Source organism: Saccharothrix isguenensis (assembly GCF_052936305.1).
Genome location: NZ_CP193626.1, coordinates 2,205,855 through 2,228,816, shown reverse-complemented (window position 1 = coordinate 2,228,816; position 22,962 = coordinate 2,205,855). Strand labels below are relative to the sequence as shown.

Genomic DNA, 22,962 nt, shown 5'->3' with positions numbered 1-22,962 from the left:
ACCTTCCGCGTTACCTCGCAACTGTTGCGCACGACGCCTCGTCACCCACTGACGAGATCACCGCCCACACCGCCCGCACAAGCCCTTCACCAGCGAAAATACCGTGGCCCCGAACTCGGTGACGGCAGTCAATGTGAGCTTGCGCATAGCGACTCGCGTTCACCCGGGGGAACTGCCGGAGGCCGCCGTTCGTCTCAGGAGCAGAGCCCGTGATCACGTGGGATGTGTCCCGGGTCACCCCGCATCCCCAGGCTTTGGGCTGCTTCGCGTACGCAGGAGGGACCAGATGCCCCAGTGGGGTGCGACGATCGCGCGCTGCGGGTTCTTGACACCGACCCTGTTAATGAGAATTCAAGCGTTCCACAGCCGATGAGATTAACGGCCGATTCGGTCAAATTCACTGCGGGAAACCCGATCGGCTGTACCGCGCCGGTGATTTCGCACGATAACGTCGCTCGGCTTGTCCACGGAGAACGGGAGCGAAGATGACAACGCCAGTCGTCGGACCGGAATCGCGGGTACGCGATCCCCGACGGATCGACGCGGAGGCAGACCCCTTCGCAGACGCATTGCGTGCGGCGATCCGAGCGAAAGGACTCAGCCTGGAACGCATCCAGCACAAGCTGAGGGCACGGGGTGTGGCGGTCAGCATCGCCGCGCTGAGCTACTGGCAGTCGGGCAGGCGGCGTCCGGAACGACCGGACTCGCTCACCGCCGTCGGCCACCTGGAGGAGATCCTGGACGTCGGACCGGGTGGGCTGAGCACGCTGCTCGGACCGCCCCGGCCGCGCGGCAAGGCCCGTCCGCGACCGCGCACCTCCGGCCCCGAGGGCTGGGTCGGCGAGGACGACTACGCGACCATCGCGGAACTGCTGGCCGAGGTCGACACCAGCACCGACGAGGACCTCACCCGCCTCAGCCTGCGAGATCAGGTGGAACTGGCGATGGACGGCAGCACCCGCAGGGTGCGGTCGCGCCAGGTGCTGCGGGCCGAACGGGCGGGCGTCGACCGGGTCCTGCTCGGCTACGACACCCGGCTGCCCGGCGACCCGCTGCCGGTCATCGGCACGCTGAGGTCGTGCAGACTGGGACGGGTGTCCGCCGACCCGCGCAACGGCCTGATGGTCGCCGAACTGCTCCTCGACCGACCGCTGCGACGGGGAGAGCGGACCGCCATCGAGTACGAGCTGATCCACGTGGCACCCCACCACCCCACCTTCGACAACACCCACTCGCGGCGCTTCCGACACCCTGTTCGCGAGTACGTCCTGGAGGTTCGGTACGATTCACGGTGCCGACCCGCACGTTGTGAACAATTCACGACCGGTTTGACCGGTGGAGCACCCACCGACGTGCGCGAGACCCCGGTGGACACGTGGGGCTACGCCTACGCGGTCGCGCTCGACTTCGGTCCCGGCATCGTCGGCCTGCGCTGGGAATGGACCTGATCTAATACGAGCGCGGCAACTTCAGCGTGTGCTGCGCCACGAAGTTCAGGATCATTTCCCGGCTGACCGGGGCGATTCGGGACAACCGGGACGCGGCCAGCAGGGCGCCCAGTCCGTACTCGGACGACAGCCCGTTGCCACCGTGGACCTGGATGGCCTGGTCCACCGCTCCCGCCACCGCCTCCCCCGCCGCGTACTTGGCCATGTTGGCCGCCTCCCCAGCAGCCCGGTCCTCCCCAGCGTCGTAGAGAGCCGCGGCCTTCTGGGTCATCAGCCTCGCCAGCTCGACCTGGATCGCGCACTGCGCCAACGGGTGCGCGATGCCCTGGTGCGCGCCGATCGGCGTGTCCCAGACGGCTCTGGTGCGGGCGTACTCGCTCGCCTGGTCGAGTGCGCGGCGGGCCATGCCGGTGGCGAGCGACGCGGCCATGATCCGTTCCGGGTTCAGGCCGGCGAACAGCTGGGCCAGACCGGCGTCCTCGGTGCCCACCAACGCGTCCAGCGGCAGCCGCACGTCGTCGAAGAAGCAGGTGAACTGCTTCTCGGGCGACAGCACCTCCATCGGGATGTGCTGGTAGGTGAAGCCGGAGGCGTTCGTGGGCACGATCATCAGCGACGGCAGCAGCCGTTGCCCGGTGGCGTCGACGTGCCGTGCCACCACGAGCACGGCCTCGGCCTCGTCCACGCCGGAGATGTAGTACTTGCCGCCGTTGAGGACCCACTCGTTGCCGTCGCGGTGGATGGCGGTGGCGAGCTTGTGCGAGTTGGAGCCAGCGTCCGGCTCGGTGATGGCGAACGCCATCTTGGTGGTGCCGTCGGCGAACCCGGGCAGCCACCGCTGCTTCTGCTCGGCGGTGCCGAACCGGGAGATGACGGTGGCGCAGATGGCGGGCGAGACGACCATCATCAGCAGCGGGCAGCCGGCCGCGGACAGCTCCTCGCACACGGCGGCCAGGTCGCCGATGCCGCCGCCACCGCCTCCGTACTCCTCCGGCACGGCCACGCCGAGGTAGCCGAGCTTGCCCGCCTCGGCCCACAGCTCGTCGGTCTTCTCGCCCGCCCGCGCCTTGGCCGTGAAGTACTCGTGGCCGTACTTGCGGGCCATGTCGGAGACGGCCTCGCGCAGGGCGCGCCGCTCCTCGCCCTCGGTGAAGTTGATCGTCATGATCCCGCCTCCACTAGTGCGAGCACGTCGCCCGCGTCCACCTGCTGCCCCACCTGGACGAGCACTTCGGTGACGGTGCCGCCGGTGGCCGCCGGCACCCGGTGCTCCATCTTCATCGCTTCCAGCACCAGCAGTTCCGCGCCGGCCTCGACCCGCTGCCCCGGTTCGACCGCGACCCGGACGACCGTGCCGGGCATCGGCGCAACGCTCGCACCCTCGGCGACCCCGGCCTCCGGCTCGGGGAACCGGGGGCGCAGCCGCAGCGACACCGTGCCCGACCCCGCCGTGCCCGACCCCGCCGTTCCCGACCCCACCGGCCCGGCCACCACCGGCCCCACTTCCACCCGGTCCCCGTACACCGCGACCGGGAACCTCGTGCGCACCCCGTCCCGCTCGAACGTCACCGCGTCCGGTGACGCCGCCACGACCGTGAGGTCCAGGCTCGTCTCCACGCCCGTGCGGGTGTGCCGGTAGTCGACCTCGACCGTGTCGCCGCCGTGCTCGAACACGGTCTTCTGCCGCTGGGACGGGAGGTTCCGCCAGCCCGGCGGCAGGGCCGAGGTGCGCCGCCGTTCGGCCAACGCGAGCGCGGCGGCCAGCGCTGCGGGTCGCACGTCGACCGGTTCCGGTGTGGTGAGGTCGTGCTGGTCCAGGAAGCCGGTGTGGGTGTTGCCCGCGCCGAACTCCGGGTGCCGCAGCGTGCGGACCAGCAGGTCGCGGTTGGTGACCAGGCCGTGGACCTCGGTGCGCTCCAACGCGGCGGCCAGCTTGCGGATCGCCGCGTGCCTGGTCGGCGCCCACGCGATCACCTTCGCCAGCATGGGGTCGTAGTGCACGCCCACCTCGCTGCCGTCCTCCACGCCGCTGTCCACGCGCACGCCGTCCGGCACGGCGAACCGGTGCACCGTGCCGCTCGCCGGACGCCAGTCGTGCGCCGGGTCCTCCGCGTACAGGCGGGCTTCGACGGCGTGGCCGTCGGGGGTGGGCGGTGCGGCCGGGAGGCTCGCGCCCTCGGCGATGGCGAGCTGCCAGGCCACCAGGTCGACGCCGAACACCTCCTCGGTGACCGGGTGCTCGACCTGGAGCCGGGTGTTGACCTCCAGGAAGTGGAACGAGCCCTCGTCGGTGAACAGGAACTCCACCGTGCCGGCGCCGACGTACCCGATGGCCTCGACAGCCTTGGTCGCCGCGCCGAACAGGCGCTCGCGGGCCTGTGGCGTCACGGCCGGGCTCGGCGTCTCCTCGATGATCTTCTGGTGGCGGCGCTGGATGGAGCACTCCCGCTCGCCCAACGCCCACACCGTGCCGTGCGCGTCGGCCAGGACCTGCACCTCGACGTGCCGGGCGTGCTCCAGCAGCGGTTCGCAGAACACCGTGCCGTCGCCGAACGCCGACTCGGCCTCGCGGCGCGCGGCGGCGACCTGCTCGGCCAACCCGGCCTGCGAGCGCACCACCCGCATACCCCGGCCGCCACCCCCGGCGGATGCCTTGACCAGCAACGGGAACTCGCTCGCCGACTCCGGGTCGAGTTCCGGCAGCACCGGCACCCCGGCGGCGGCCATCCGCTTCTTGGCCGCCACCTTGGACCCCATAGCGTCGATGACCTCCGGGTCGGGACCGACCCACGTCAGCCCGGCGGCCAGCACGGCGCGCGCGAACGACGCGTTCTCGGACAGGAAGCCGTAGCCGGGGTGCACGGCGTCCGCTCCGGCGGCCAGCGCGGCGGCGACCAGGGCGTCACCGCGCAGGTAGGTGTCACCCGGTGTGGCTCCGGGCAGGCGCACCGCCGCGTCGGCCTCCCGGACGTGCGGCGCGTCGGCGTCCGGGTCGGAGAACACGGCCACCGGCGAGACACCGACCTCGCGGCAGGTCCGGATGACCCGGCGGGCGATCTCGCCCCGGTTGGCGATCAACAGCTTGCGGATCATCGCGTCCTCACATCCGGAAGACGCCGTAGCGGTCGGCGCCCTTGATCGGTCCGCTGTGGATCGCGGACAGGCAGAGGCCGAGCACCGTGCGGGTGTCGCGCGGGTCGATCACGCCGTCGTCGTAGAGCCGGCCGGACAGGAACGGGGCCAGCGACTGCTGCTCGATCTGGCCCTCCACCATCTGCCGCATGGCCGCGTCGTGCTCGTCGTCGTAGTCCTGACCCTTCGCGGCGGCGGCCTGCCGCGCCACGATCGACAGCACGCCGGCGAGCTGCTTCGGCCCCATGACGGCGGACTTCGCGTTCGGCCAGGTGAACAGGAACCGGGGGTCGTAGGCCCTGCCGCACATGCCGTAGTTGCCCGCGCCGTAGGACGCGCCCATGACCACGGTCAGGTGCGGCACCGCGCTGTTCGACACCGCGTTGATCATCATCGCGCCGTGCTTGATGATGCCGCCCTGCTCGTACTGCGCGCCGACCATGTACCCGGTGGTGTTCTGGAGGAACAGCAGCGGGGTGTCGCTCGCGTTGGCGAGCTGGATGAACTGGGCGGCCTTCTGCGCTTCCTCGCTGAACAGCACGCCGCGCGCGTTGGCCAGCACCCCGATCGGGTAGCCGTGCAGGTCGGCCCACCCCGTGACGAGGCTGCTGCCGTAGTCGGGCTTGAACTCGTCGAACCGGGAGCCGTCCACGATCCGGGCGATCACCTCGCGCGGGTCGAACGGCACCCGCAGGTCCGTCGGCACCAGCCCGAGCAGGTCCTCCTCGTCGTAGCGGGGCGGTTCCACCGGCTTGGGCGGCGGGCCGAGCTTGCGCCGGTTCAGCCGGGCGACCACGCGGCGGGTGAGCCGGATCGCGTCCACCTCGTCCTCGGCCACGAAGTCGGCCAGGCCGGACGTGGTGCCGTGCATCCGCGCGCCGCCCAGCGACTCGTCGTCGGACTCCTCGCCGGTGGCCATCTTCACCAGCGGCGGGCCGCCGAGGAACACCTTCGACCGTTCCTTGATCATCACCACGTAGTCCGACATGCCCGGCACGTACGCGCCACCCGCCGTGGCGTTGCCGAACACCGTGCTGATGGTCGGGACACCGGCCGCCGACAGCCTGGTCAGGTCGCGGAACGCCCGGCCGCCGGGGATGAAGATCTCGCTCTGGCTCGGCAGGTCCGCGCCGCCGGACTCGACCAGGCCGATCAGCGGCAGCCGGTTCTGCAACGCGATGTCGTTGGCCCGGAACGTCTTGCGCAACGTCCACGGGTTGCTCGCGCCACCGCGCACGGTCGGGTCGTTGGCGACGATCACGCACTCGACGCCCTCCACCACCCCGATGCCGGTGACCACGCTCGCGCCCACCGGGTAGTCGGTCCCCCACGCGGCCAGCGGCGACAGCTCCAGGAACGGGCTGTCCTGGTCGACCAGCAGCTCGATCCGCTCCCGTGCGAGCAGCTTGCCGCGCTTGTGGTGCCGCTCGGTGTACTTCGCCCCGCCGCCCGCGAGCGCCTTGGCGTGCTCGGCGTCCAACTCGGCGAGCCGGGCCAGCAACGCCTCGCGGTTCTCGACGTGCTCGGGCGACCGGCTGTCCACCACCGTCCGCAACGTGGTCATGCGGTGAACCCCAATCGCCGTGCCGCCAGTTCGGTCATGACCTCGGTCGCGCCGCCCCCGATGCCGAGGATGCGCGCGTCCCGGTAGTGCCGCTCGACCTCCGCGTCACGCAGGTAGCCCGCGCCGCCGTGGAGCTGGACCGCCGCGTCCACGACGAACGAGCACGCCTCGACGGCCGCGTTCTTCGCGAAGCACACCTGCGCGACGACTTCCTGTCCTTGCGCCGCCTTCACCGCCACTTCTCGCGTGTAAGTGCGGGCGAGGTCGATGCGTTGCGCCATCTCCACCAGCCGGTGGCTGACCACCTGGCGGGCGATGAGCGGCTCGCCGAACGTCCGGCGTTCCCTCGTGTACGCCACGGTCAGGTCGAGGCACCGCTGGGCCGTCGCGCAAGCCTGCACCGCCAGCGAGAGCCGCTCCACCTGGAACTGGCGCATGACCAGGGCGAACCCGGCGTCCTCCGCGCCGACCAGGTTGGCCGCCGGCACCCGTGCGTCCACGAAGGACAGGTCGGCGGTGTCCGAGCAGTGCCAGCCCATCTTCTCCAGCCTGCGGTCCACGGTGAACCCGGGCGTGCCCTTCTCGATCACGAGCAGGCTCACCCCGCCGTACCCGGGACCACCGGTGCGGACCGCCGTGGTGACGAAGTCGGCCCGGTCACCGGACGTGATGAACGCCTTCGAACCGTTCACCACGTAGTAGTCGCCTTCACGACGAGCGGTGGTGCGCAGGGCCGCGACGTCGGACCCGCCACCCGGTTCGGTGATGCCGAGCGACCCGATCAGCTCACCGTCCAGCGTGGGCCGGACGAACCGGTCGATCAGGTCCTCGTTGCCCGAGTCGATGATGTGCGGCAACGCGATGCCGTGCGTGAGCAGCCCGGCGACCAGCCCGGACGAGCCACCGGCCTGGATCAGCTCCTCGGTGACCACGACGGTGTCGACCAGGTCGCCGCCCGCGCCGCCGACGTGCTCGGGGAAGCCGATGCCCAGCAGCCCGATCTCCGCGGCCGTCCGGTGCAGCCGGCGGGGCAGCTCACCGGCCCGTTCCCAGTCCGACAGGTGCGGCACGACCTCCTGTTCGGTGAACTTCCGCACGGTGGCGCGGAGGTCCCGGCGCTCCGGCGTCTCGAACAGCTCGGAGGTCACGTTCACAGCAGCGCCTCCGGGATGTCCACGTGGCGGGACCGCAACCACTCCCCCAGTGCCTTGGCCTGCGGGTCGAAACGGGTGGACGACGCGACGCCGTCACCGAGCAGGCCGTGCAGCACGAAGTTCAGCGCCTTGAGGTTCGGCAGCTCGTACCTGTCGACGTCGCCCGCCTCGGGCAGCAGTTCCTTCAGCCGCTCGACGGTCAGTTCCGCCCGCAGCCACTCGTACTGCGCGTCGGTGCGCACCCACACGCCGAGGTTGGCGTCACCGCCCTTGTCGCCGGAACGCGCGCCCGCGATGGTTCCCAGTGGCGCCCTCATACGTCGACCACCTTCCCATCGGGCAGCACGGCCTGGTGCCGCACCGACGTCCGCGGCACGTACGCGGCCTCGTAGACGCCGAACGGCGTGCCGTCGCCGGGCGGCGCGGTCACGTGGAACCCCGGGTAAGAGCCCAACGCCAACTCGATGCCCGCCCGCGAGAACGCCTTGGCCCGCCGGGGATCCGCCGTCTTCACGGTGACGTGCAGCAGAGCGCTCGCCTCCTCCTCGGTGTCCGCGTCGGCGTGTTCGGTGCGTGCCAACGTCCACGTCAGACCCTCGGGACCGATGGCGGCTTCGAGCTGGTGCCGGACCAGGTTCGCCTTGGCCTCGACGTCCAGCCCGGTGAGCACGAACGTGGTGGAGTTGCGGAACCCGCCCAGGGTGTTGAGGCAGACCTTGAGCGCGTCCGGTGGCGGCGAGCCCTTCACCCCGGAGATCCCGACGCCCCGGTCCTGCGGGTCCAGCCGGATGGTGTCGAAGTGGCTGATCACGTCCGGCCCGGGGTAGGCGGGCGCGCCGATCTCGTAGAGCAGCTGGGCGGTGACGGTGTCCACGGTGACCGCGCCGCCCGTGCCGTCGTGCTTGGTGATGACCGACGAGCCGTCCACCTCGATCTCCGCGATGGGGAAACCGGGCCGCGTCGCGTCGATCGAGGTGAAGAAGGAGTAGTTGCCGCCGGTGGCCTGCGTGCCGCACTCCAGCACGTGCCCGGCGGCGGTCGCGCCCGCCAGCGCGTCCCAGTCCTCGCGGCCCCAGCCGAAGTGCGCCGCCGCCGGTCCGACGACGAGCGACGCGTCGGTGACGCGGCCGGTGACCACGACGTCCGCCCCGGCGTTCAGGCATTCGGCGATGCCCCACGCGCCCAGGTAGGCGTTGGCGGTCAACGCCTCCGGGAACCGGTCACGCAGGTCGTCGCCGGTCACGTGGGCGACCTTCGCGCCGAGGCCGAGCTTGTCGATCGCCTCGGCCAGCCCTTCCGGGTTCAGCCCGCCCGCGTTGGAGACGATCTTGACGCCGCGTTCGAGCGCGTCCGCCAGGTTCTCTTCGAGCTGGCGCAGGAACGTGCGGGCGTAGCCGAGGTTCGGGTCCTTCACCCGGTCTCGGCCCAGGATGAGCATGGTCAGCTCGGCCAGGTAGTCGCCGGTGAGCACGTCCAGGTCACCGCCGGTCAGCATCTCGCGGACGGCGGAGAACCGGTCGCCGTAGAAGCCGGAGGCGTTGCCGATCCGGATCACGGCTGCCCCTTCTCCCGACCGGGGCCGGGCGGGCCGGCGAACGCCTGCGCGATGGGCAGCCACGCCTCGGCGTTGTCGCCGACGGCCGTGACGGCGAGGTCGTCGCGGTGCCTGCGCCGGGTGGCCAGCAGGCAGAAGTCCAGCGCCGGTCCGGTGATCCGGTCCTCGGCGTCCGCCGGGCCCCAGGTCCACAGGTCGCCCTCCGGGGAGAGCAGCTCCACCCGGACCGGGACCTGCGGCGCCGGCAGGCCGTTGACCACGAACGCGTAGCCGAACGCGCGGACCGCGATGTGCGCGACGTGCCTCAGCCGGTTGGTCGGCTCGCGGGTGACGCCGAGCGCGTCGGCCACGTCCTGGCCGTGCGCCCAGGTCTCCATCAGCCGGGCGGTGGCCATCGACGCGGGGCTCATCGGCGGGCCGAACCACGGCACCTTCGCGCCCTGCGGCACGGCGAGCAGCGCGTCGGCCAGCTCGTTGCGACCCTCGCGCCACTGTTCGAGGGTGACCGGCTCGCGCGCGCCCTCGTCCACCATGTCCTGCGTGGCCTGCTTCAGCGCTTCCGCGAACGCCTCCGGATCGCGTGCGGCCAGCCCGGCGATCCGGTCGGTCCAGTGCAGGTGGCTGATCTGGTTGGCGATCGTCCAGCCCGGCGCGGGGGTGGGGACCGACCAGTCGTCCAGCGGTGCGACGAGGGCGTCCAACACCTCACCCTCGACGCGCAGGTCGATCAGGACCTCGTTGATCACAGCGAATCCTCCAGCATCCTCGCCCAGTGCCCGATGATCCGCTTGCGCCGCTTGCCGTCGTCGGTGAGCTGGTCGGCCAGGGCCAGTCCGCGCACCAGGTCCAGCGTGATCTGCACGGCTTCGCGGACGCCCGGCTTGGACTCGTCGGCGTTCAGCAGTTCGACCGCCAGGCGGTGCGTCTCGCGGCCCAGCCGGACCTCCAGCGGCACCACCACGGTCTTGAGCTCGGGATCGGTGCGCGCGGCGACCCACAGTTCGAGGGCGGCGGTGAACAGGTCGCTGGCGTAGTAGTCGGCGATCAGCTCGACCACCGCCACCGTGCTCCCGTTGACCTGCCGCGCGCGTTCTTTGAGGTGCAGGACGCTCTCGACGCCCAGGTGCTCCACCGCCGCCGCGACCAGCTCGCCGCGCGTGCGGAAGTGGTGCAGCTGAGCGCCCCGCGACACGCCCGCGCGTTCGGCGACCACGGTGGTCGTGGTGCCCGCCCAGCCGCGTTCGACCAGGCACTCGACGGTCGCCTCCATGAGCTTGCGCCTGGTCTCGCGGCTGCGGTCGGCCTGGCGCCTGGTCTCCTTCGGCGTGGTGTCGGTGGCCATGCGACCGAGTGTTCCGGCCAACTAACAAACAGTCAAGACTGATTGTTAGTTGGCCGGATCGGCGCCGTCACCGACGCCGGGGTGCTACCACCCGCCTTGGACCATGGTCTGGAACAGCCACTCGCCCCCGGCCTTCACGAGCAGGTCGCCGTATCGCACGACCTGCGAGAACTCCCCGACCGTCATGGTCGCGTCGGTGATCACGAACACCAGGTTCGCGTTGATGAAGTGCGGCGTGCGGACCGATTCCATCCGCACATCGCCCTCGCCGAGCGTCGCGGCCATGTCGCTGAGGAACCGTGCCCGGTCCCACGACTGCGCCGACCCGTCGGTGACCGCGTTGACCGGGAACAACGCCATCCCGGCCATCGCCTCGACGTCCTTGGCCACGGCCAGGGCGTCCCACTTCTCGAACCACGCGAGCACGCCCGCGACGTCTTCGCCGGTCGGCACGAACCCCGCTCCACCACTTGCCACAGCACTCATGCCGTACAGCGTACGGTACGAAGTACGCCAAGGTGCTCTACAGCATTCCGGCGGCGCGGAACAACCGGTCGTAGATCTCCCGGATCACGGCCTGCTTGCGCGCGTTGTAGTCCATGACGTGTCCGCCACCGGGCACCGCCGCCCGCTTCGCCTCCTCGTACAGCTCGCGATCCCCGGGATGGGCGCGCAGCCAGTCGCGGAACATGCGGTTCCGGATGGGCTCCGGGCTGCCCGGGCCGTACACGTGCAGGTTCACCCGGGGCTCGGCGAGCCTCAGGCACCGGTGCTCGTGGAACGACGGCTCCCGAATCGTGAGCACGTAGCCGACGCGTTCGAGCGCGGGAACGTACTGGTCCTCGTCCCGGGAGTCGGCGACCGCGAGGGTGATGTCGATGACGTCCTTGGCGGCCAACCCCTCGACGGAGGTCGATCCGATGTGCTCGATGTCCAGTACCGCGCCACCGAGCGTCCTGCGGATCTCCGCCGCCAAGGTTTCGTAGCGAGCGGGCCACCGAGGGTCGTACGGCACGATCTCGACCGGCTCGGGCGCCGGTGGCCCGAGGACCCACGGGTTCTCGGACGGATCGGAGTCGTGGTGTCGGGTGATGTCCTCGAAAGTCGGCACCCGCCGCAACGTAGCGCCGCCGGACGGGCCCGTCCACCGCGATCAGAGCAGGCTCAACTGCTCCTGCACCACGGGCGCGGGCGGGGTAGCCGCGGGGAGGCTGCCTTCCGGCCACAGGCCCTCGTCGTCACCCGGAACGCCCACCGCCTCGCGCTTGCCGCGCACGTCCAAGCCGTGCCGGGCCAGCAGTGGCTCGATGCGCGCGGTGAGCAGGCGGCGGTAGCGGGCGTCCACATAGGATCCGCGCGCGTACAGCCGCCGGTAGTCGTCCACCAGGTCCGGCCGTTCCCGCACCAGCCACCGGGCGAACCACTCCCGCGCACCCGGCCGCAGGTGCAGCGGCAGCACGGTCACGCCCGTCGCACCCGCCGACGCGATCGACGCCAGCAGCTCGTCCAACTGCTCGTCCGAGTCGGTCAGCCGGGGCAGCACCGGCGCGATGAACACCCCGCACGGCAACCCGGCGTCACGGATCCGCCGCACCAGGTCGAGCCGTGCCGGCGGAGTCGGCGTGCCCGGTTCCAGCCCCGACTGGAGGTCCCGGTCCAGCAACGCCAGCGACACCCCGATGCCCACCGGCACCGACGACGACGCCTCCGCCAACAACGGCAGGTCGCGGGCCAGCACGGTGCCCTTCGTGAGGATCGAGAACGGCGTGCCCGAGTCGGCCAGCGCCCGGATGATGCCCGGCATCAACGCGTACCGGCCCTCCGCCCGCTGGTACGGGTCGGTGTTCGTGCCCATGGCCACGTGCTCGCGCCGCCACCGACGCGACCGCAGCTGACCCTCCAGCACCTCCACCGCGTTGACCTTCACCACCACCTGGGTGTCGAAGTCGCGCCCCGCGTCGAGGTCCAGGTACGTGTGCGTGTTGCGGGCGAAGCAGTTGTGGCTGACCAGGCCGTTGGCCACGAAGTCGCCGGTGCCGGTGGTGATGTCGTACAGGGTCCGCGTCACGCCCAGCGACTCCACCGACACCACCGACAGCCGGGACGTCACGGGCACGGCCATGCCCTCCACCGCGTTGCCGCGCGGGATCGCGGGACCGACCAGGTGCAGGAACCTCAGCCGCTCGGCCAGCCCGCCGACGATCCTCACCCCGCGCACCTCGACCACGTGCGACACGCGCAGCCGCGTCAACGCCAGCACGGCCGCCTCGAACACCGCGCTGTCGGCGCTCGCCATCACCAGCTGCCCGCCGGTGGAGCTGCCGCGCGCGTCGAACAGGCCCGCCAGGAAGCCCTTCGACCACTCCTCCCCCGGCGTCGTCGGCCACTCCACCAGGTCCTGCTCGCGCGGCACCCGGCCGCCGGTGTACTCGCGCAGCCGCGCCCGCACGTCCGGCTGGCTGGGCAGGCCGCCGCGCACCACGCCCCACAGGTAGCCGCTGCGGTACTGCTCGCCCTGGGTCGGCGGCGCGGCGAACCGGCCCGTCCCCACCAACTGCGCGCCCTTGGCCAGGGACGGGCGCTCCTCGAAGTCCTCGCACCGGCCGGGCGTCACGTGCTTCCAGCCCTCGTCGGTGAGGAACCGGTGGTCGCCACCCGAGACGACCTGCGTGCCGTCGCCCAACGTCACCCGGTACGCGGGCTTGGCGGTCTTCCAGTGCGCCAGCACGCGCGTGACCACGAACCGGCCCTCGGACGTGCCGAACACCTCCTCGCCCACGGACAGCTCGGCGATGGGCTTGGTGCGGCCGTCCGCCAGCAGCACCGGCGTGTCCCCGGTCAGGCAGTACGTGCAGCCGTGCGTGCAGCCCCGGTACGGGTTGACCGTCCAGCCGAACGGCAGCCCGTCGCCCGGCACCTTGTTCAGCACGCTCTTGGCGTTCACCTCGTGGAACACGATGTCGGCGAAGTCGGGAGTTCGTACGCTGCGCACCAGTCCCGGCAACCCCGGCAGAGCCTGCTGCCGGTCAGCCCCGTCCTTCTGCCCGTCCCATCGCATGAATCCATTCGAACACGTGTTCGAACTACGGTCAAACGGAGTGCCCGTGTCAGTGCTGGACGTCATCCTCTGGCCCTTCAACACACCCGCGGTGACCTTCGCCGGCGTGACCACCAGCTGGGGCGAGGTGGCCGGTTTCATCACCGGCGCGCTCTGCGTGTGGCTCGTGGCCAGGCAGAACGTGTGGAACTGGCCGATCGGCATCCTGAACAACCTCGCCTTCCTGGTGCTGTTCGCGACCAGCGGCCTGTTCGCCGACTCCTGGCTCCAGGTCGTCTACGTCGCGCTCGCGCTGTACGGCTGGTGGTCGTGGCTCCGGGGCGGTGTCGAACGCACCCCGCTGCCGGTGAGCCGGACCACCCGCGTGCAGTGGCAGTGGCTGCTGGCGGCCGGCGTGGCCGGGACGTTGCTGCTGGTGTGGGTGCTCACCTCGTTCACCACCTCGACGGTGCCCTGGGCCGATTCCGTGACCACCGTGCTCTCCCTGCTGGCCACGTGGGGCCAGACCCGCAAGAAGGTCGAGTGCTGGTGGCTGTGGATCGCCGCTGACGTGATCTACGTTCCGTTGTACGCCTACAAGGACCTGTGGCTGACGGCGGTCCTCTACGTCGGGTTCATGGCCCTCTGCGTGATCGGCCTGCGCAACTGGACCAAGGCCCTGCGCGAGGACGAGCGCGACGAGCTGGTCGCCGCGTGACCGACTTCGACCACGCGCTGGTGCTCGGCAAGTTCTACCCGCCGCACGCCGGGCACCACCACCTCGTCCGCACCGCCGCCGCGCGCAGCCGGCGGACCACCGTGACCGTGCTGGCGTCGGGCGTGGAGTCGATCCCGGTGGCCGACCGGGTGGCGTGGCTGCGGGCCGAGCACGCCGGCACGCCCGGTCTCGTCGTGCTCGGCGACGTGGACGAGCACGAGATGGACCTCGACAGCGACACCGCGTGGGAGCTGCACATGGGCGTGGCACGGGCGGTGCTCGGGCGGCGGGCGATCATGGACGGCGATCCGGCGTCGGCGGCGATCGACGCGGTGTTCTCCAGCGAGCACTACGGCGACGAGATGGCCAAACGGCTGGGCGCCAGGCACGTGCTGGTCGACCTGGACCGCGACACCTTCCCCGTGTCGGGCACGGCGGTCCGGGCCGACCCGCGCGGCCAGTGGACGCACCTCGCGCGAGCGACCCGGGTCGGGCTGTGCGCGCGGATCGTGGTGGTGGGCGCGGAGAGCACGGGCACCACGACGTTGTCGCGCGACCTCGCCGCCGCGCTCGACGCGCCGTGGGTGCCCGAGTACGGCCGCGAGCACACGGAGTCGAAGCTGGCCGCCGCACGCGCGTTCGACCCGGACGCCGACGTCGACGGTCTTGTGTGGACGGTCGGCGACTTCCAGGACGTGGCGCGCAGGCAGCGGGAACTGGCCGACGCGGCGGTGGACGGCCCGGTCCTGGTGTGCGACAACGACTCCTGGGCGGCGACCGTCTGGGGCCACCGGTACCTGGGCGCCCCGCACCCGGACATCGCGCCGGACGCCCACCGCCCCGCCCTGTACCTGCTCACCGACCACGTCGGCGTGCCGTTCGAGCAGGACGGGTGGCGGGACGGCGAGCACCTGCGCGCGTGGATGACCGGCGAGTTCGAGGCCGGCCTGGCCGCGCGGGGCGTGCCGTGGCGGCTGGTCACGGGGCCACCGGACGAGCGGCTGCGGCAGGCCTTGACGGCGTGCGAGGAGGCGGTGGCCGGGCACTTCCGGTTCGCCGACCCGCTCCGCGCTCAGACGGTCACGACGACCTGGTCCAAGGGCTTGCGGACCAGGTCCGGCACCACGCAGTCGTCGGCCGGGTAGCCGATCGGGATCACCGCGAACGCCTTCTCGTTGCGCGGGCGGCCCAGGATCTCGCCGAGGAACCTCATCGGCGACGGCGTGTGGGTGAGCGCGGCGAGCCCGGCCAGGTGCAGCGCGGTCAGCATCATGCCGACCGCGATGCCCACCGACTCGTCCACGTAGTAGTGCTTGCGGGTGGTGCCGTCGGGCGCGAGGTGGAACCGCTGCTGGAACACGACCACCAGCACCGGCGCGTCGGTCAGGTGCGGTTTGGCGTGGTCGGTGCCGAGCGGGCGCAAGGCGTCCAGCCACTCGTCGCCGAGCCGGCCCGCGTACGAGACGCGTTCCTCGTGCTCGGCGGCCTCGCGGATGAGCTGACGCACCTCCTGGTCCTTGACCAGCACGAACTTCCACGGCTGCTGGTGCGCTCCGCTGGGCGCGGTGGAGGCGGTCGCGATGGCGTCGAGCACCACCTGCTCGGGCACGGGGTCGGTGGAGAACATGCGCACCGTGCGGCGTTCCTCCATGCGGGCGCGCAGGTCGGCGGCGGCGCGCAGGGAACGGTCGACCGGCATCCGCGGCGGCCGGTACGGGACCGGGGTGAAGTCCTTGCCGTGCGGTGAGGTCCAGTGCTGAGGTGTCCGGTTCGTGGTCACCTTGCCGAGCGTGGCACCGCGCAGGTCCCGGTTGAAGGGTTTGCCCCGGAATTCGCACTGAACTGTCCGGAATGCGGACGCACGGGGCGGGTCGGGCAGTATGTGCGCCGTGCACGCCAAGGATCTGATCGCCGCGCACGGCGGACACGGACACGGACACGGCCGCTCCACCGAACCCTCTTCGGAGCCGGTCCGGAAGCTGCTGCTGATCTTGCTCGTGCCGTTCGTGCTGGCCACCGTGGTGGGCACGCTGCTGCTGTACCCGTTCGGGCACGAGCAGCGCACGGGCGCGGAGGCCGGGCTGGCGCAGGTGCCGGTGCGCGGCGACGTGACCGCCGTGGTGCAGGGCGGGTGCGGACCGGACGCCGAGGTGCCCGGCGCCAACGGGTGCTTCCTGGTGACCGTGAAGATGAGCGACGGCGCGGCGGCGGGCCGGGAGATCCGCATCCCGATCCCGGACCAGCCGGGCACGCCGACGTTCGAGGTCGGCGACGCGGTGGTGCTGTCCTACGGCGGCGGCGACCCGGACGACAGCACGTCGTACCAGCTGGCCGACTTCCAGCGCGGGGTGCCGCTGCTGCTGCTCGCCGTGCTGTTCGCGGCGGCGGTGCTGCTGTTGGGGCGGTGGCAGGGGTTGGCGGCGCTGGGCGCGCTGGCGTTGAGCTTCGTGGTGCTGGCGCTGTTCGTGCTGCCCGCGATCCTGGCCGGGGAGAGCCCGCCGGCCGTGGCCGTGGTCGGCGCCGGGATGATCATGTTCGTGGTGCTGTACCTGACCCACGGGTTCTCCGTGCGGACGTCCACGGCGGTGCTGGGCACGTTGGGGAGCCTGGCGTTGATCGGCGTGCTGGGTGCGGCGTTCTCCGCGTTCGGCAAGCTGACCGGGCTGGACCAGGAGAGCGCGAACCTGGTGTCGCTGCTCGGGCACGACATCGACACGCGCGGGCTGTTGTTGGCGGGCACGATCATCGGCGCGCTGGGCGTGCTGGACGACGTGACGGTGACGCAGACCAGCGCGGTGTGGGAGCTGCGCCGGGCGAACCCGTCGCTCGGGTTCCGCGAGCTGTACGCGGCGGGGTCGCGGATCGGCCGCGACCACCTGTCATCCGTGGTGAACACGCTGGTCATGGCGTACGCGGGCGCGGCGCTGCCCTTGCTGCTGGCGTTCTCGCTGTCCGGTCGCACGGTGGGCGAGATCCTGACCGCGCAGGAGGTGGCGCAGGAGGTCGTGCGGACGTTGGTGGGCAGCATCGGCCTGGTGGCCGCCGTGCCGATCACCACCGCCCTGGCCACGTTCGTGGCCGGCCGCGAACCGTTCCCCGCCTCCACCACGCCCGACGACGACCTCGCCCCCGACTCCGGCCCGGACTCCGGCTCCGGCTCGGAGGAGGACGAGGTGACGTCGGCGCTGAACCCCCCGTGGCGGAAGCGGGTGGCCGGTGACCTGCGGACCGGCTACGACCCGGCCAAGGGCCCGTGGCGTCGGCCCGCCTCCGGTGGACCTAGTGCGCCAGCAGGACCAGCACCAGCGCGATCGCGGCGGGCACGGACTGCACGACCAGGATCCGACGACTGACCGTCGCGGCGCCGTACAGGCCCGCCACGATCACGCAGATCAGGAAGAACACCGCGAAAGCGAACCCCGTCGTGCCGGGCGCGATCAGCGCGAAGACCAGACCGGCCGCCAGGAAGCCGTTGTAGAGGCCCTGGTTGGCGGCGAGGACCTTCGACTCGGCGGCGAACTCCTTGGTCGTGCCGAAGGTCGCACGGCCGCGCGGAGTGGTCCAGAGGAACATCTCCAGCACGACGATGTAGAGGTGGATGGCCGCGACGAGCGCGGTCAGGACATCAGCGGCGATCTGCACGGATGAACAACGTACTCGCATGCCGGGAGCCGTGTCCGGCCTCACCACCCGGGTCGCCACCGGGACGGCGGCTACCGGGATAATCACCGGGTGGGACGGATCCGGAAAGCCGACGAGACCATCAGTCGGGAGGTCGACTCGGGCATCGCGGAACTGGCCCCCGACCCGGACGTGCCCCGGGCGTGGATGCTTCGCCTGAACGGCACCCCGCAGTCCCACGTGGACCTGGACGACCCGACGCACCTGGAGTTCGAGTACCTGCGCCGGCTCGGCCACGTCGCCGACCTGGTCGCGCCGGGCAGCGACCCGATCCGGGCCCTGCACCTGGGCGGCGGGGCGCTCACCCTCCCCCGCTACATCGCCACCACGCGGCCCCGGTCCACGCAGCAGGTCGTGGAGATCGACGGCGCGCTGATCGACCTGGTGCGGGGCGTCCTCCCGCTGGACCGGAACTGGCGGCTGCGCATCCGCAACGGTGACGCGCGCGCCGTCCTGGCCAAGGCTCCCGAGGACACGTTCGACCTGGTCGTGACGGACGTGTTCGCCGGCGCCCGCACGCCCGCCCACCTGACGTCGGTCGAGTTCGTGGAGCTGGCGTCGCGCACCCTGCGTCCGGGCGGGACCTACGCGGCGAACATCGGCGACGGCGGCAAGCTCGCGTTCGCCAAGGCCCAAGCCGCCACCGTCCGCGCCGTGTTCCCGCACGTGTGCGTGCTGGCGGAGCCGGGTGTGTTCCGGGGCAGGCGGTTCGGCAACTTCGTCGTCGTCGGGTCGCACGTGGAGCTGCCGATCGCGGCCCTCACCAGGCGCACGGCCGGCGACCCGTTCCCGGGGCGCGTCGAGCACGACGACTCCCTGACCCGGTTCATCGGCGGGGCGCCGCCGACCACGGACGCCACGGCCACCCAGTCGCCCTCGCCGCCCAAGGGCACCTGGGGCCTGCCCGACGAGTGAGCCGGCGGGTCAGGACTGGTCGAGGGTGGAGACGAAGCGCGAGATGGCTTCGGGGGTCAGCTTCTGGGCCAGGCGGCCGGCGGGGGCCATGGAGCCCAACTGGTAGAGGGGGCGGTCGGCGGCGGCCAGGCCGCGGGCCTCGGCGCGCAGCTGGGCGACCAGGAGTTCGGAGAACACCAGGCCCGGCGCGTCACCCCGGCTCGCCAGCACGTCGGCCAGCTTGCGCAGCGGCAGGATGCCCTGCTCCCGCCCACCCGTGCCCGCGTAGATGGCCAGCGCCAGGTTGACCGCCTTGCCGCCACCGCGCACGAACAGCCCCACCGTCCGGGTGCCGCGCATGTCCGTCACGAGCAGGTCCAACTGCTCGGCGGTGTGCAGGTCCACCGAACGCGTGCCGAAGGCGCGCACCGACAGCACATGGCCCTCAAGCCACACCCGCCGTCGCGCCTCCGACCACGCCAGCAGCAACAGCGGCACGGCGAACACCGCCGCCGCCACCAGACCTGCCGTCCGCCCGGCGAGCAGCCCCAGCAACCCGCCGAACGCGGCGGCGACGATCAGCGCGCCGACGCCGACCGTCCGCGCGCGCTTGCGCACCGCCTTCGGGTCGAGCAGGTCAAGGGCAATCCGCTCGCTCACCGGCCCAACGCCTCCAGCACCGAGATCACCACGTCCGCCAGCGGCACGGCGCGCTGGTCACCCGACGCCAGCTCCTTCAGCTGCACGACCCCGGCCTCGATGTCGCGCTCGCCCAGCACCAGCGCGAACCGCGCACCGGACCGGTCGGCGCCCTTCATCGCGCCCTTGAGCCCCTTGCCGCCGTAGGCGAGGTCGAACCGCACCCCGGCCGCGCGCAGCGGCGCCGACAACGCCACCAGCCGCGACTTCGCCACCTCGCCCAACGGCACGCCGTACACGTCGCACCGCGTCTCGTCGCCCGGCGCCACGCCCTCGACCTGGCACGCCAGCAGCGCCCGGTCCACGCCGAGCCCGAACCCGACCCCGGACAGCGGCTGCCCGCCCAACTGCTCCATCAACCCGTCGTAGCGCCCGCCGCCGCCGATGCCCGACTGCGCGCCCAACCCGTCGTGCACGAACTCGAACGTCGTCTTCGTGTAGTAGTCCAGGCCGCGCACCATCCGCGGGTTCTCCACGAACTTCACGCCCAGGTCGTTCAGGTAGCCCTTGACCTGCTCGTAGTGCGCCAGCGACTCGGCCGACAGGTTGTCCACCATCAGCGGCGCGTCCGCGACCAGCTCCCGCACCTCGGGCCGCTTGTCGTCCAGCACCCGCAACGGGTTCAGCTCGGCCCGCCGCCGCGTCTCCTCGTCCAGGGGGAGAGCGGCCAGGAAGTCCTGCAGCTTCTCCCGGTACTGCGGACGGCACGTGGCGTCGCCCAGCGACGTCAGCTCCAGCCGGAACCCGGTCAGCCCCAACGCCCGGAACCCCGCGTCGGCGACCGCGATGACCTCCGCGTCCAACGCCGGGTCGTCCACGCCGACCGCCTCGATGCCGACCTGGTGGAACTGCCGGTAACGCCCGGCCTGCGGCTGCTCGGCGCGGAAGAACTGGCCGGCGTACGCGAGCTTCACCGGCAGCTGCCCGCGGTCGAGCCCGTGCTCGATCACCGCGCGCATCACACCCGCCGTGCCCTCGGGCCGCAGCGTGATGGACCGGTTGCCGCGGTCGGTGAACGTGTACATCTCCTTGCTGACCACGTCGGTCGACTCGCCGACGCCGCGGGCGAACAGCGCGGTGTCCTCGAAGACGGGCAGCTCGACGTAGCCGTAGCCGGCCCGGCGCGCGGACTCGACGAGCGTGTCGCGGACCGCCAGGAACGACGCGGAGTTCGGCGGGAAGTAGTCGGGCACGCCCTTGGGCGCGGCGAAGGGGGGTGCGGAGGAAGCGGGTGCGGAAGGAGACGTCGTCACGGTTCTACAGTCCTCGGTGCGGTGCGGCCGGCGCGTCGGACGAACCCAGTCCCAGCAGGAACGGGTTGCCCGCGCGCTCGCGGCCGATGGTCGTCGTGGGCCCGTGGCCGGGCAGCACCACCGTGTCGTCGGCCAACGTCAGCACCTTCGTGCGCAGGGACGTCAGCATCTCGCGGTGGTTGCCGCCCGGCAGGTCGGTGCGTCCGATGGAGCCGGCGAAGAGGGTGTCGCCGGACAGCACGAGCCGTCCGCCCTCTTCCGTCCCGGCGCGGAACATCACCGACCCGCCGGTATGGCCCGGTGTGTGGTCGACGGTCAGCCGGAGACCCGCCAGGTCCAGCTCGGCGCCGTCGGCCAACTCGCGCACCTCGCGCGGCTCCCGCATCTCCAGGTTGCCGCCGAAGAAGGTCCGCGACTCGGCGCTGATGCCCTTGAGCGGGTCGGACAGCAGGTCGCGGTCGTCGGGGTGGATCCACGCCGGTATGTCGTTGCCGTCGCAGACGGGCGCGACCGAGAACGAGTGGTCGAAGTGCCCGTGCGTCAGCAGCACCGCGACCGGCGAGAGCCGGTGCTCGCGCAACGCCTCGGCGATCGGCTCGGCCGCGTCCTGGCCCGGATCGACCACCACGCAGGCCTCGCCCGCGCCCGTGGCCAACACGAAGCAGTTGGCCTGGAGGGCGCCGGTCGGGAACCCGATCACCAGCACGGGATCACCTCTCGTCGGCAACGGATCGACAACGGATCCCTGCGGACCCCGTCAACCAGCCTATCCGGCATACACCAGCCATATACGTGCCCCCTAGACTGCTGACCGATCGTCGCCGTCGACGGGAGATCAGGGAGGTTGCAGGTGCCGACCAACGTGCAGCGCCGCGAGCAGGCCAAGCGGAAGCTGGAACGCCAGCTCGTCCGCCGGGCTGAGCGTGCGAAGCGGCGCCGGGTGCTCGCTGTAGTCGCGACCGCCGTCACCGTCGTCGTCGTAGCGGGTGGTGTGTACTTCCTCGCCACGACCGACTTCACCAACAACGACACGGGGGACGACGCCGCGGCCTCGGCCACCCCGTCCACGTCGGCCGCCCCGGTGGAGATCCCGACCGAGGTCAAGGCGCTGCCGACGCGCCCGACCCCGATCGCGGACCCGGCCACCTGTGAGTACCGGCCGTCCACGGAGCCCGCGTCCAAGGAGGGCACGAAGGCCCCCGAGGGCGGCGGTGTCCCCGCGACCGGCACCACGACCGCCACCATCAAGGCCAACATCGGCGAGCTGAAGCTGACGCTGGACCGCGCCCTGGCGCCGTGCGCGGTGAACAGCTTCATCAACCTGGCCCAGCAGGGCTACTACGACGGCAGCAGCTGCCACCGCATCGGCACCGAGGGGCTGCAGATGCTCCAGTGCGGTGACCCGACGGGCACCGGCTCCGGCGGCCCCGGGTACACGTTCGACGACGAGACGTGGCCCGAGCTGTCCTACGGCCGCGGTTACCTCGCGATGGCGAACGCGGGCAAGGACGAGGCGACGCAGCAGGGCACGAACGGCAGCCAGTTCTTCATCGTCTACGGCAATGCGCAGCTGGCGCCGGACTACACGGTCTTCGGCAGCATCGACGAGGCGGGCCTCAAGCTGATCGACGAGGTGGCGCGTGCCGGCCACGACGGCGCGTTCGACCCGGCGCCCGGTGGCGGCAAGCCGAACAAGGAAGTGAAGTTCGAGTCGGTCTCCATCGCGTAGACCGTCCGACGAACACGCAGGGGCCCCGCACTCGGGAGAGGAGTGCGGGGCCCCTGCGTCTTCCCCGTCGGTCTGTGGGGACCGACGATGCGGATGGTCCCACCGCGCGATGACGTTTCACTGACGCCGCACTCCCGCGCGGCGGGACACCGTGCCGTCGAGTGCCCGCCGGGCGGGCGCGCCGCAGCGGCTACAACCGCCAGAACAGGCGCGCAAATCCCGACTTCCCCCTGGTCAACCGCTCGCCGGCGTGGTGACTCTGCGCAGTGGCACGGCCACACCCCATCAGCGGATACCCGCCCGAACACGCGCGCGGTTCACTTCGTCCACCCGGGCAACCAATTCGGGTGTCAATTTCCAGGGAGGGAAGTTGAAGTTCGCGAAGTCGTTCGCCGTACGCACGGCGGTCGGGATCTCCGCACTGTTCATGATGTTCACCGGCGTTCAGGCGGCACAGGCCGAGACGGTCGCGCCGGCCCCGTCCGATGATGTGAGCGCGCAGGTGATCTGCGGGCTGCACGAGGAATTCTGGGGTTGGTACTGGGGCAACTGCACGAATTCGCCCATCATCATCCGCTGGCACATCTTGTCGAACCCGTGGTCGTACAAGTGCACCGCACCGCACAGCGACACCTTCGTCGGTGCCTTCACCCCCACCGTCGAGGTGCTCCAGGGCCCCTGCATCCCCTGAGCCGACGGCTTTCCCGACCCGGGTCCGGCGCGATGACGCGCCGGACCCGGCGTGCTCAGGGCTCA

At 71.5% G+C, this 22,962-nt stretch carries 21 protein-coding genes and 1 pseudogene; 7 read left to right on the top strand and 15 right to left on the bottom strand.

The features are described from left to right. Window positions 1–638 precede the first annotated feature (638 nt). Window positions 639–1,448: a hypothetical protein gene (locus ACRAKI_RS10745; protein ID WP_447006907.1), complete on the top strand. Its 810-nt coding sequence runs from the start codon at window positions 639–641 to the stop codon at window positions 1,446–1,448. A gap of 1 nt (window position 1,449) precedes the next feature. Here ACRAKI_RS10745 and ACRAKI_RS10740 read toward each other — a convergent pair whose 3' ends face one another. From ACRAKI_RS10740 to ACRAKI_RS10695, 10 genes and pseudogenes are all read right to left on the bottom strand, one after another. Continuing rightward, the gene (locus tag ACRAKI_RS10740) at window positions 1,450–2,607 is read right to left on the bottom strand and encodes an acyl-CoA dehydrogenase family protein (RefSeq protein WP_447008384.1); all 1,158 of its coding nucleotides are present in this window, start codon (window positions 2,605–2,607) and stop codon (window positions 1,450–1,452) included. A 2-nt stretch (window positions 2,608–2,609) separates the two neighbouring features. Continuing rightward, window positions 2,610–4,541, bottom strand: coding sequence for an ATP-binding protein (locus tag ACRAKI_RS10735; RefSeq protein ID WP_447006906.1), 1,932 nt, complete (start codon window positions 4,539–4,541; stop codon window positions 2,610–2,612). A gap of 7 nt (window positions 4,542–4,548) precedes the next feature. Beyond that, window positions 4,549–6,144: an acyl-CoA carboxylase subunit beta gene (locus tag ACRAKI_RS10730; protein ID WP_447006905.1), complete on the bottom strand. Its 1,596-nt coding sequence runs from the start codon at window positions 6,142–6,144 to the stop codon at window positions 4,549–4,551. Then, the gene (locus tag ACRAKI_RS10725) at window positions 6,141–7,298 is read right to left on the bottom strand and encodes an acyl-CoA dehydrogenase family protein (protein ID WP_447006904.1); all 1,158 of its coding nucleotides are present in this window, start codon (window positions 7,296–7,298) and stop codon (window positions 6,141–6,143) included. The genes ACRAKI_RS10730 and ACRAKI_RS10725 overlap by 4 nt, the downstream gene beginning before the upstream one ends. Next, window positions 7,295–8,793: pseudogene (locus tag ACRAKI_RS10720) on the bottom strand (acyclic terpene utilization AtuA family protein). Before ACRAKI_RS10720 ends, ACRAKI_RS10725 begins: the two are co-directional and overlap by 4 nt. Window positions 8,794–8,849: 56 nt before the next feature. Next, the gene (locus tag ACRAKI_RS10715) at window positions 8,850–9,599 is read right to left on the bottom strand and encodes a TIGR03084 family metal-binding protein (RefSeq protein ID WP_447006903.1); all 750 of its coding nucleotides are present in this window, start codon (window positions 9,597–9,599) and stop codon (window positions 8,850–8,852) included. Next, window positions 9,596–10,195 carry a TetR/AcrR family transcriptional regulator gene (locus tag ACRAKI_RS10710; RefSeq protein ID WP_447006902.1) on the bottom strand — a complete coding sequence of 200 codons (600 nt, stop codon included), beginning with the start codon at window positions 10,193–10,195 and terminating at the stop codon, window positions 9,596–9,598. The genes ACRAKI_RS10715 and ACRAKI_RS10710 overlap by 4 nt, the downstream gene beginning before the upstream one ends. An 84-nt stretch (window positions 10,196–10,279) precedes the next feature. Then, the gene (locus tag ACRAKI_RS10705) at window positions 10,280–10,681 is read right to left on the bottom strand and encodes a nuclear transport factor 2 family protein (RefSeq protein WP_447006901.1); all 402 of its coding nucleotides are present in this window, start codon (window positions 10,679–10,681) and stop codon (window positions 10,280–10,282) included. A gap of 37 nt (window positions 10,682–10,718) precedes the next feature. Beyond that, on the bottom strand, window positions 10,719–11,306 hold the full coding sequence (locus tag ACRAKI_RS10700) for a GrpB family protein (RefSeq protein WP_447006900.1): 588 nt from the start codon (window positions 11,304–11,306) through the stop codon (window positions 10,719–10,721). Window positions 11,307–11,348: 42 nt separating this feature from the next. Then, window positions 11,349–13,253 carry an intein-containing Rv2578c family radical SAM protein gene (locus ACRAKI_RS10695; RefSeq protein ID WP_447006899.1) on the bottom strand — a complete coding sequence of 635 codons (1,905 nt, stop codon included), beginning with the start codon at window positions 13,251–13,253 and terminating at the stop codon, window positions 11,349–11,351. Between the two features lie 46 nt (window positions 13,254–13,299). Between ACRAKI_RS10695 and pnuC the strand changes: the two genes are divergently transcribed. Together pnuC and ACRAKI_RS10685 are read left to right on the top strand one after the other, a co-directional pair. Then, the gene (pnuC, locus tag ACRAKI_RS10690) at window positions 13,300–13,950 is read left to right on the top strand and encodes a nicotinamide riboside transporter PnuC (protein WP_447006898.1); all 651 of its coding nucleotides are present in this window, start codon (window positions 13,300–13,302) and stop codon (window positions 13,948–13,950) included. Next, complete coding sequence (locus tag ACRAKI_RS10685; protein ID WP_447006897.1) at window positions 13,947–15,095, top strand: AAA family ATPase; 1,149 nt, start codon at window positions 13,947–13,949, stop codon at window positions 15,093–15,095. The genes pnuC and ACRAKI_RS10685 overlap by 4 nt, the downstream gene beginning before the upstream one ends. On the opposite strand, the gene ACRAKI_RS10680 is transcribed toward ACRAKI_RS10685, so the two are convergent. Then, window positions 15,023–15,649 (bottom strand): nitroreductase family protein, encoded by a 627-nt coding sequence (locus ACRAKI_RS10680; protein WP_447008383.1) that lies wholly within the window; start codon window positions 15,647–15,649, stop codon window positions 15,023–15,025. The two genes, ACRAKI_RS10685 and ACRAKI_RS10680, sit on opposite strands and share 73 nt — an antisense overlap. Window positions 15,650–15,830: 181 nt before the next feature. On the opposite strand from ACRAKI_RS10680, the gene ACRAKI_RS10675 reads away from it, so the two are divergent. Beyond that, window positions 15,831–17,303 (top strand): YibE/F family protein, encoded by a 1,473-nt coding sequence (locus ACRAKI_RS10675; RefSeq protein ID WP_447006896.1) that lies wholly within the window; start codon window positions 15,831–15,833, stop codon window positions 17,301–17,303. On the opposite strand, the gene ACRAKI_RS10670 is transcribed toward ACRAKI_RS10675, so the two are convergent. Beyond that, window positions 17,230–17,592 (bottom strand): DUF1304 domain-containing protein, encoded by a 363-nt coding sequence (locus ACRAKI_RS10670; protein WP_447006895.1) that lies wholly within the window; start codon window positions 17,590–17,592, stop codon window positions 17,230–17,232. The two genes, ACRAKI_RS10675 and ACRAKI_RS10670, sit on opposite strands and share 74 nt — an antisense overlap. Window positions 17,593–17,682: 90 nt before the next feature. Here ACRAKI_RS10670 and ACRAKI_RS10665 point away from each other — a divergent pair, with 90 nt between their 5' ends. Next, window positions 17,683–18,546, top strand: coding sequence for a spermidine synthase (locus ACRAKI_RS10665; RefSeq protein WP_447006894.1), 864 nt, complete (start codon window positions 17,683–17,685; stop codon window positions 18,544–18,546). Window positions 18,547–18,555: 9 nt separating this feature from the next. Here ACRAKI_RS10665 and ACRAKI_RS10660 read toward each other — a convergent pair whose 3' ends face one another. The 3 genes from ACRAKI_RS10660 to ACRAKI_RS10650 are packed head-to-tail and all read right to left on the bottom strand — an operon-like array spanning window position 18,556 to window position 21,183. Then, window positions 18,556–19,185 carry a hypothetical protein gene (locus tag ACRAKI_RS10660; RefSeq protein WP_447006893.1) on the bottom strand — a complete coding sequence of 210 codons (630 nt, stop codon included), beginning with the start codon at window positions 19,183–19,185 and terminating at the stop codon, window positions 18,556–18,558. Continuing rightward, complete coding sequence (hisS, locus tag ACRAKI_RS10655) at window positions 19,182–20,477, bottom strand: histidine--tRNA ligase (RefSeq protein WP_447006892.1); 1,296 nt, start codon at window positions 20,475–20,477, stop codon at window positions 19,182–19,184. Before hisS ends, ACRAKI_RS10660 begins: the two co-directional genes overlap by 4 nt. A 4-nt stretch (window positions 20,478–20,481) precedes the next feature. Further along, on the bottom strand, window positions 20,482–21,183 hold the full coding sequence (locus ACRAKI_RS10650) for an MBL fold metallo-hydrolase (protein ID WP_447006891.1): 702 nt from the start codon (window positions 21,181–21,183) through the stop codon (window positions 20,482–20,484). 144 nt (window positions 21,184–21,327) lie between these two features. Here ACRAKI_RS10650 and ACRAKI_RS10645 point away from each other — a divergent pair, with 144 nt between their 5' ends. Both ACRAKI_RS10645 and ACRAKI_RS10640 read left to right on the top strand, forming a co-directional pair. Next, a complete protein-coding gene (locus ACRAKI_RS10645) occupies window positions 21,328–22,206 on the top strand; it encodes a peptidylprolyl isomerase (RefSeq protein ID WP_447006890.1) in 879 nt (292 codons plus the stop codon). A gap of 370 nt (window positions 22,207–22,576) precedes the next feature. Then, window positions 22,577–22,897 carry a hypothetical protein gene (locus ACRAKI_RS10640; protein WP_447006889.1) on the top strand — a complete coding sequence of 107 codons (321 nt, stop codon included), beginning with the start codon at window positions 22,577–22,579 and terminating at the stop codon, window positions 22,895–22,897. Window positions 22,898–22,962: the final 65 nt, after the last annotated feature.

Bases quoted from the DNA above. Each gene is read 5' to 3' on its own strand.
- ACRAKI_RS10735 (WP_447006906.1), bottom strand. From the start codon at position 4,541: ATGATCCGCAAGCTGTTGATCGCCAACCGGGGCGAGATCGCCCGCCGG.
- ACRAKI_RS10730 (WP_447006905.1), bottom strand. From the start codon at position 6,144: ATGACCACGTTGCGGACGGTGGTGGACAGCCGGTCGCCCGAGCACGTC.
- ACRAKI_RS10710 (WP_447006902.1), bottom strand. From the start codon at position 10,195: ATGGCCACCGACACCACGCCGAAGGAGACCAGGCGCCAGGCCGACCGC.
- ACRAKI_RS10705 (WP_447006901.1), bottom strand. From the start codon at position 10,681: ATGAGTGCTGTGGCAAGTGGTGGAGCGGGGTTCGTGCCGACCGGCGAA.
- ACRAKI_RS10695 (WP_447006899.1), bottom strand. From the start codon at position 13,253: ATGCGATGGGACGGGCAGAAGGACGGGGCTGACCGGCAGCAGGCTCTG.
- ACRAKI_RS10680 (WP_447008383.1), bottom strand. From the start codon at position 15,649: ATGCCGGTCGACCGTTCCCTGCGCGCCGCCGCCGACCTGCGCGCCCGC.
- ACRAKI_RS10675 (WP_447006896.1), top strand. From the start codon at position 15,831: ATGTGCGCCGTGCACGCCAAGGATCTGATCGCCGCGCACGGCGGACAC.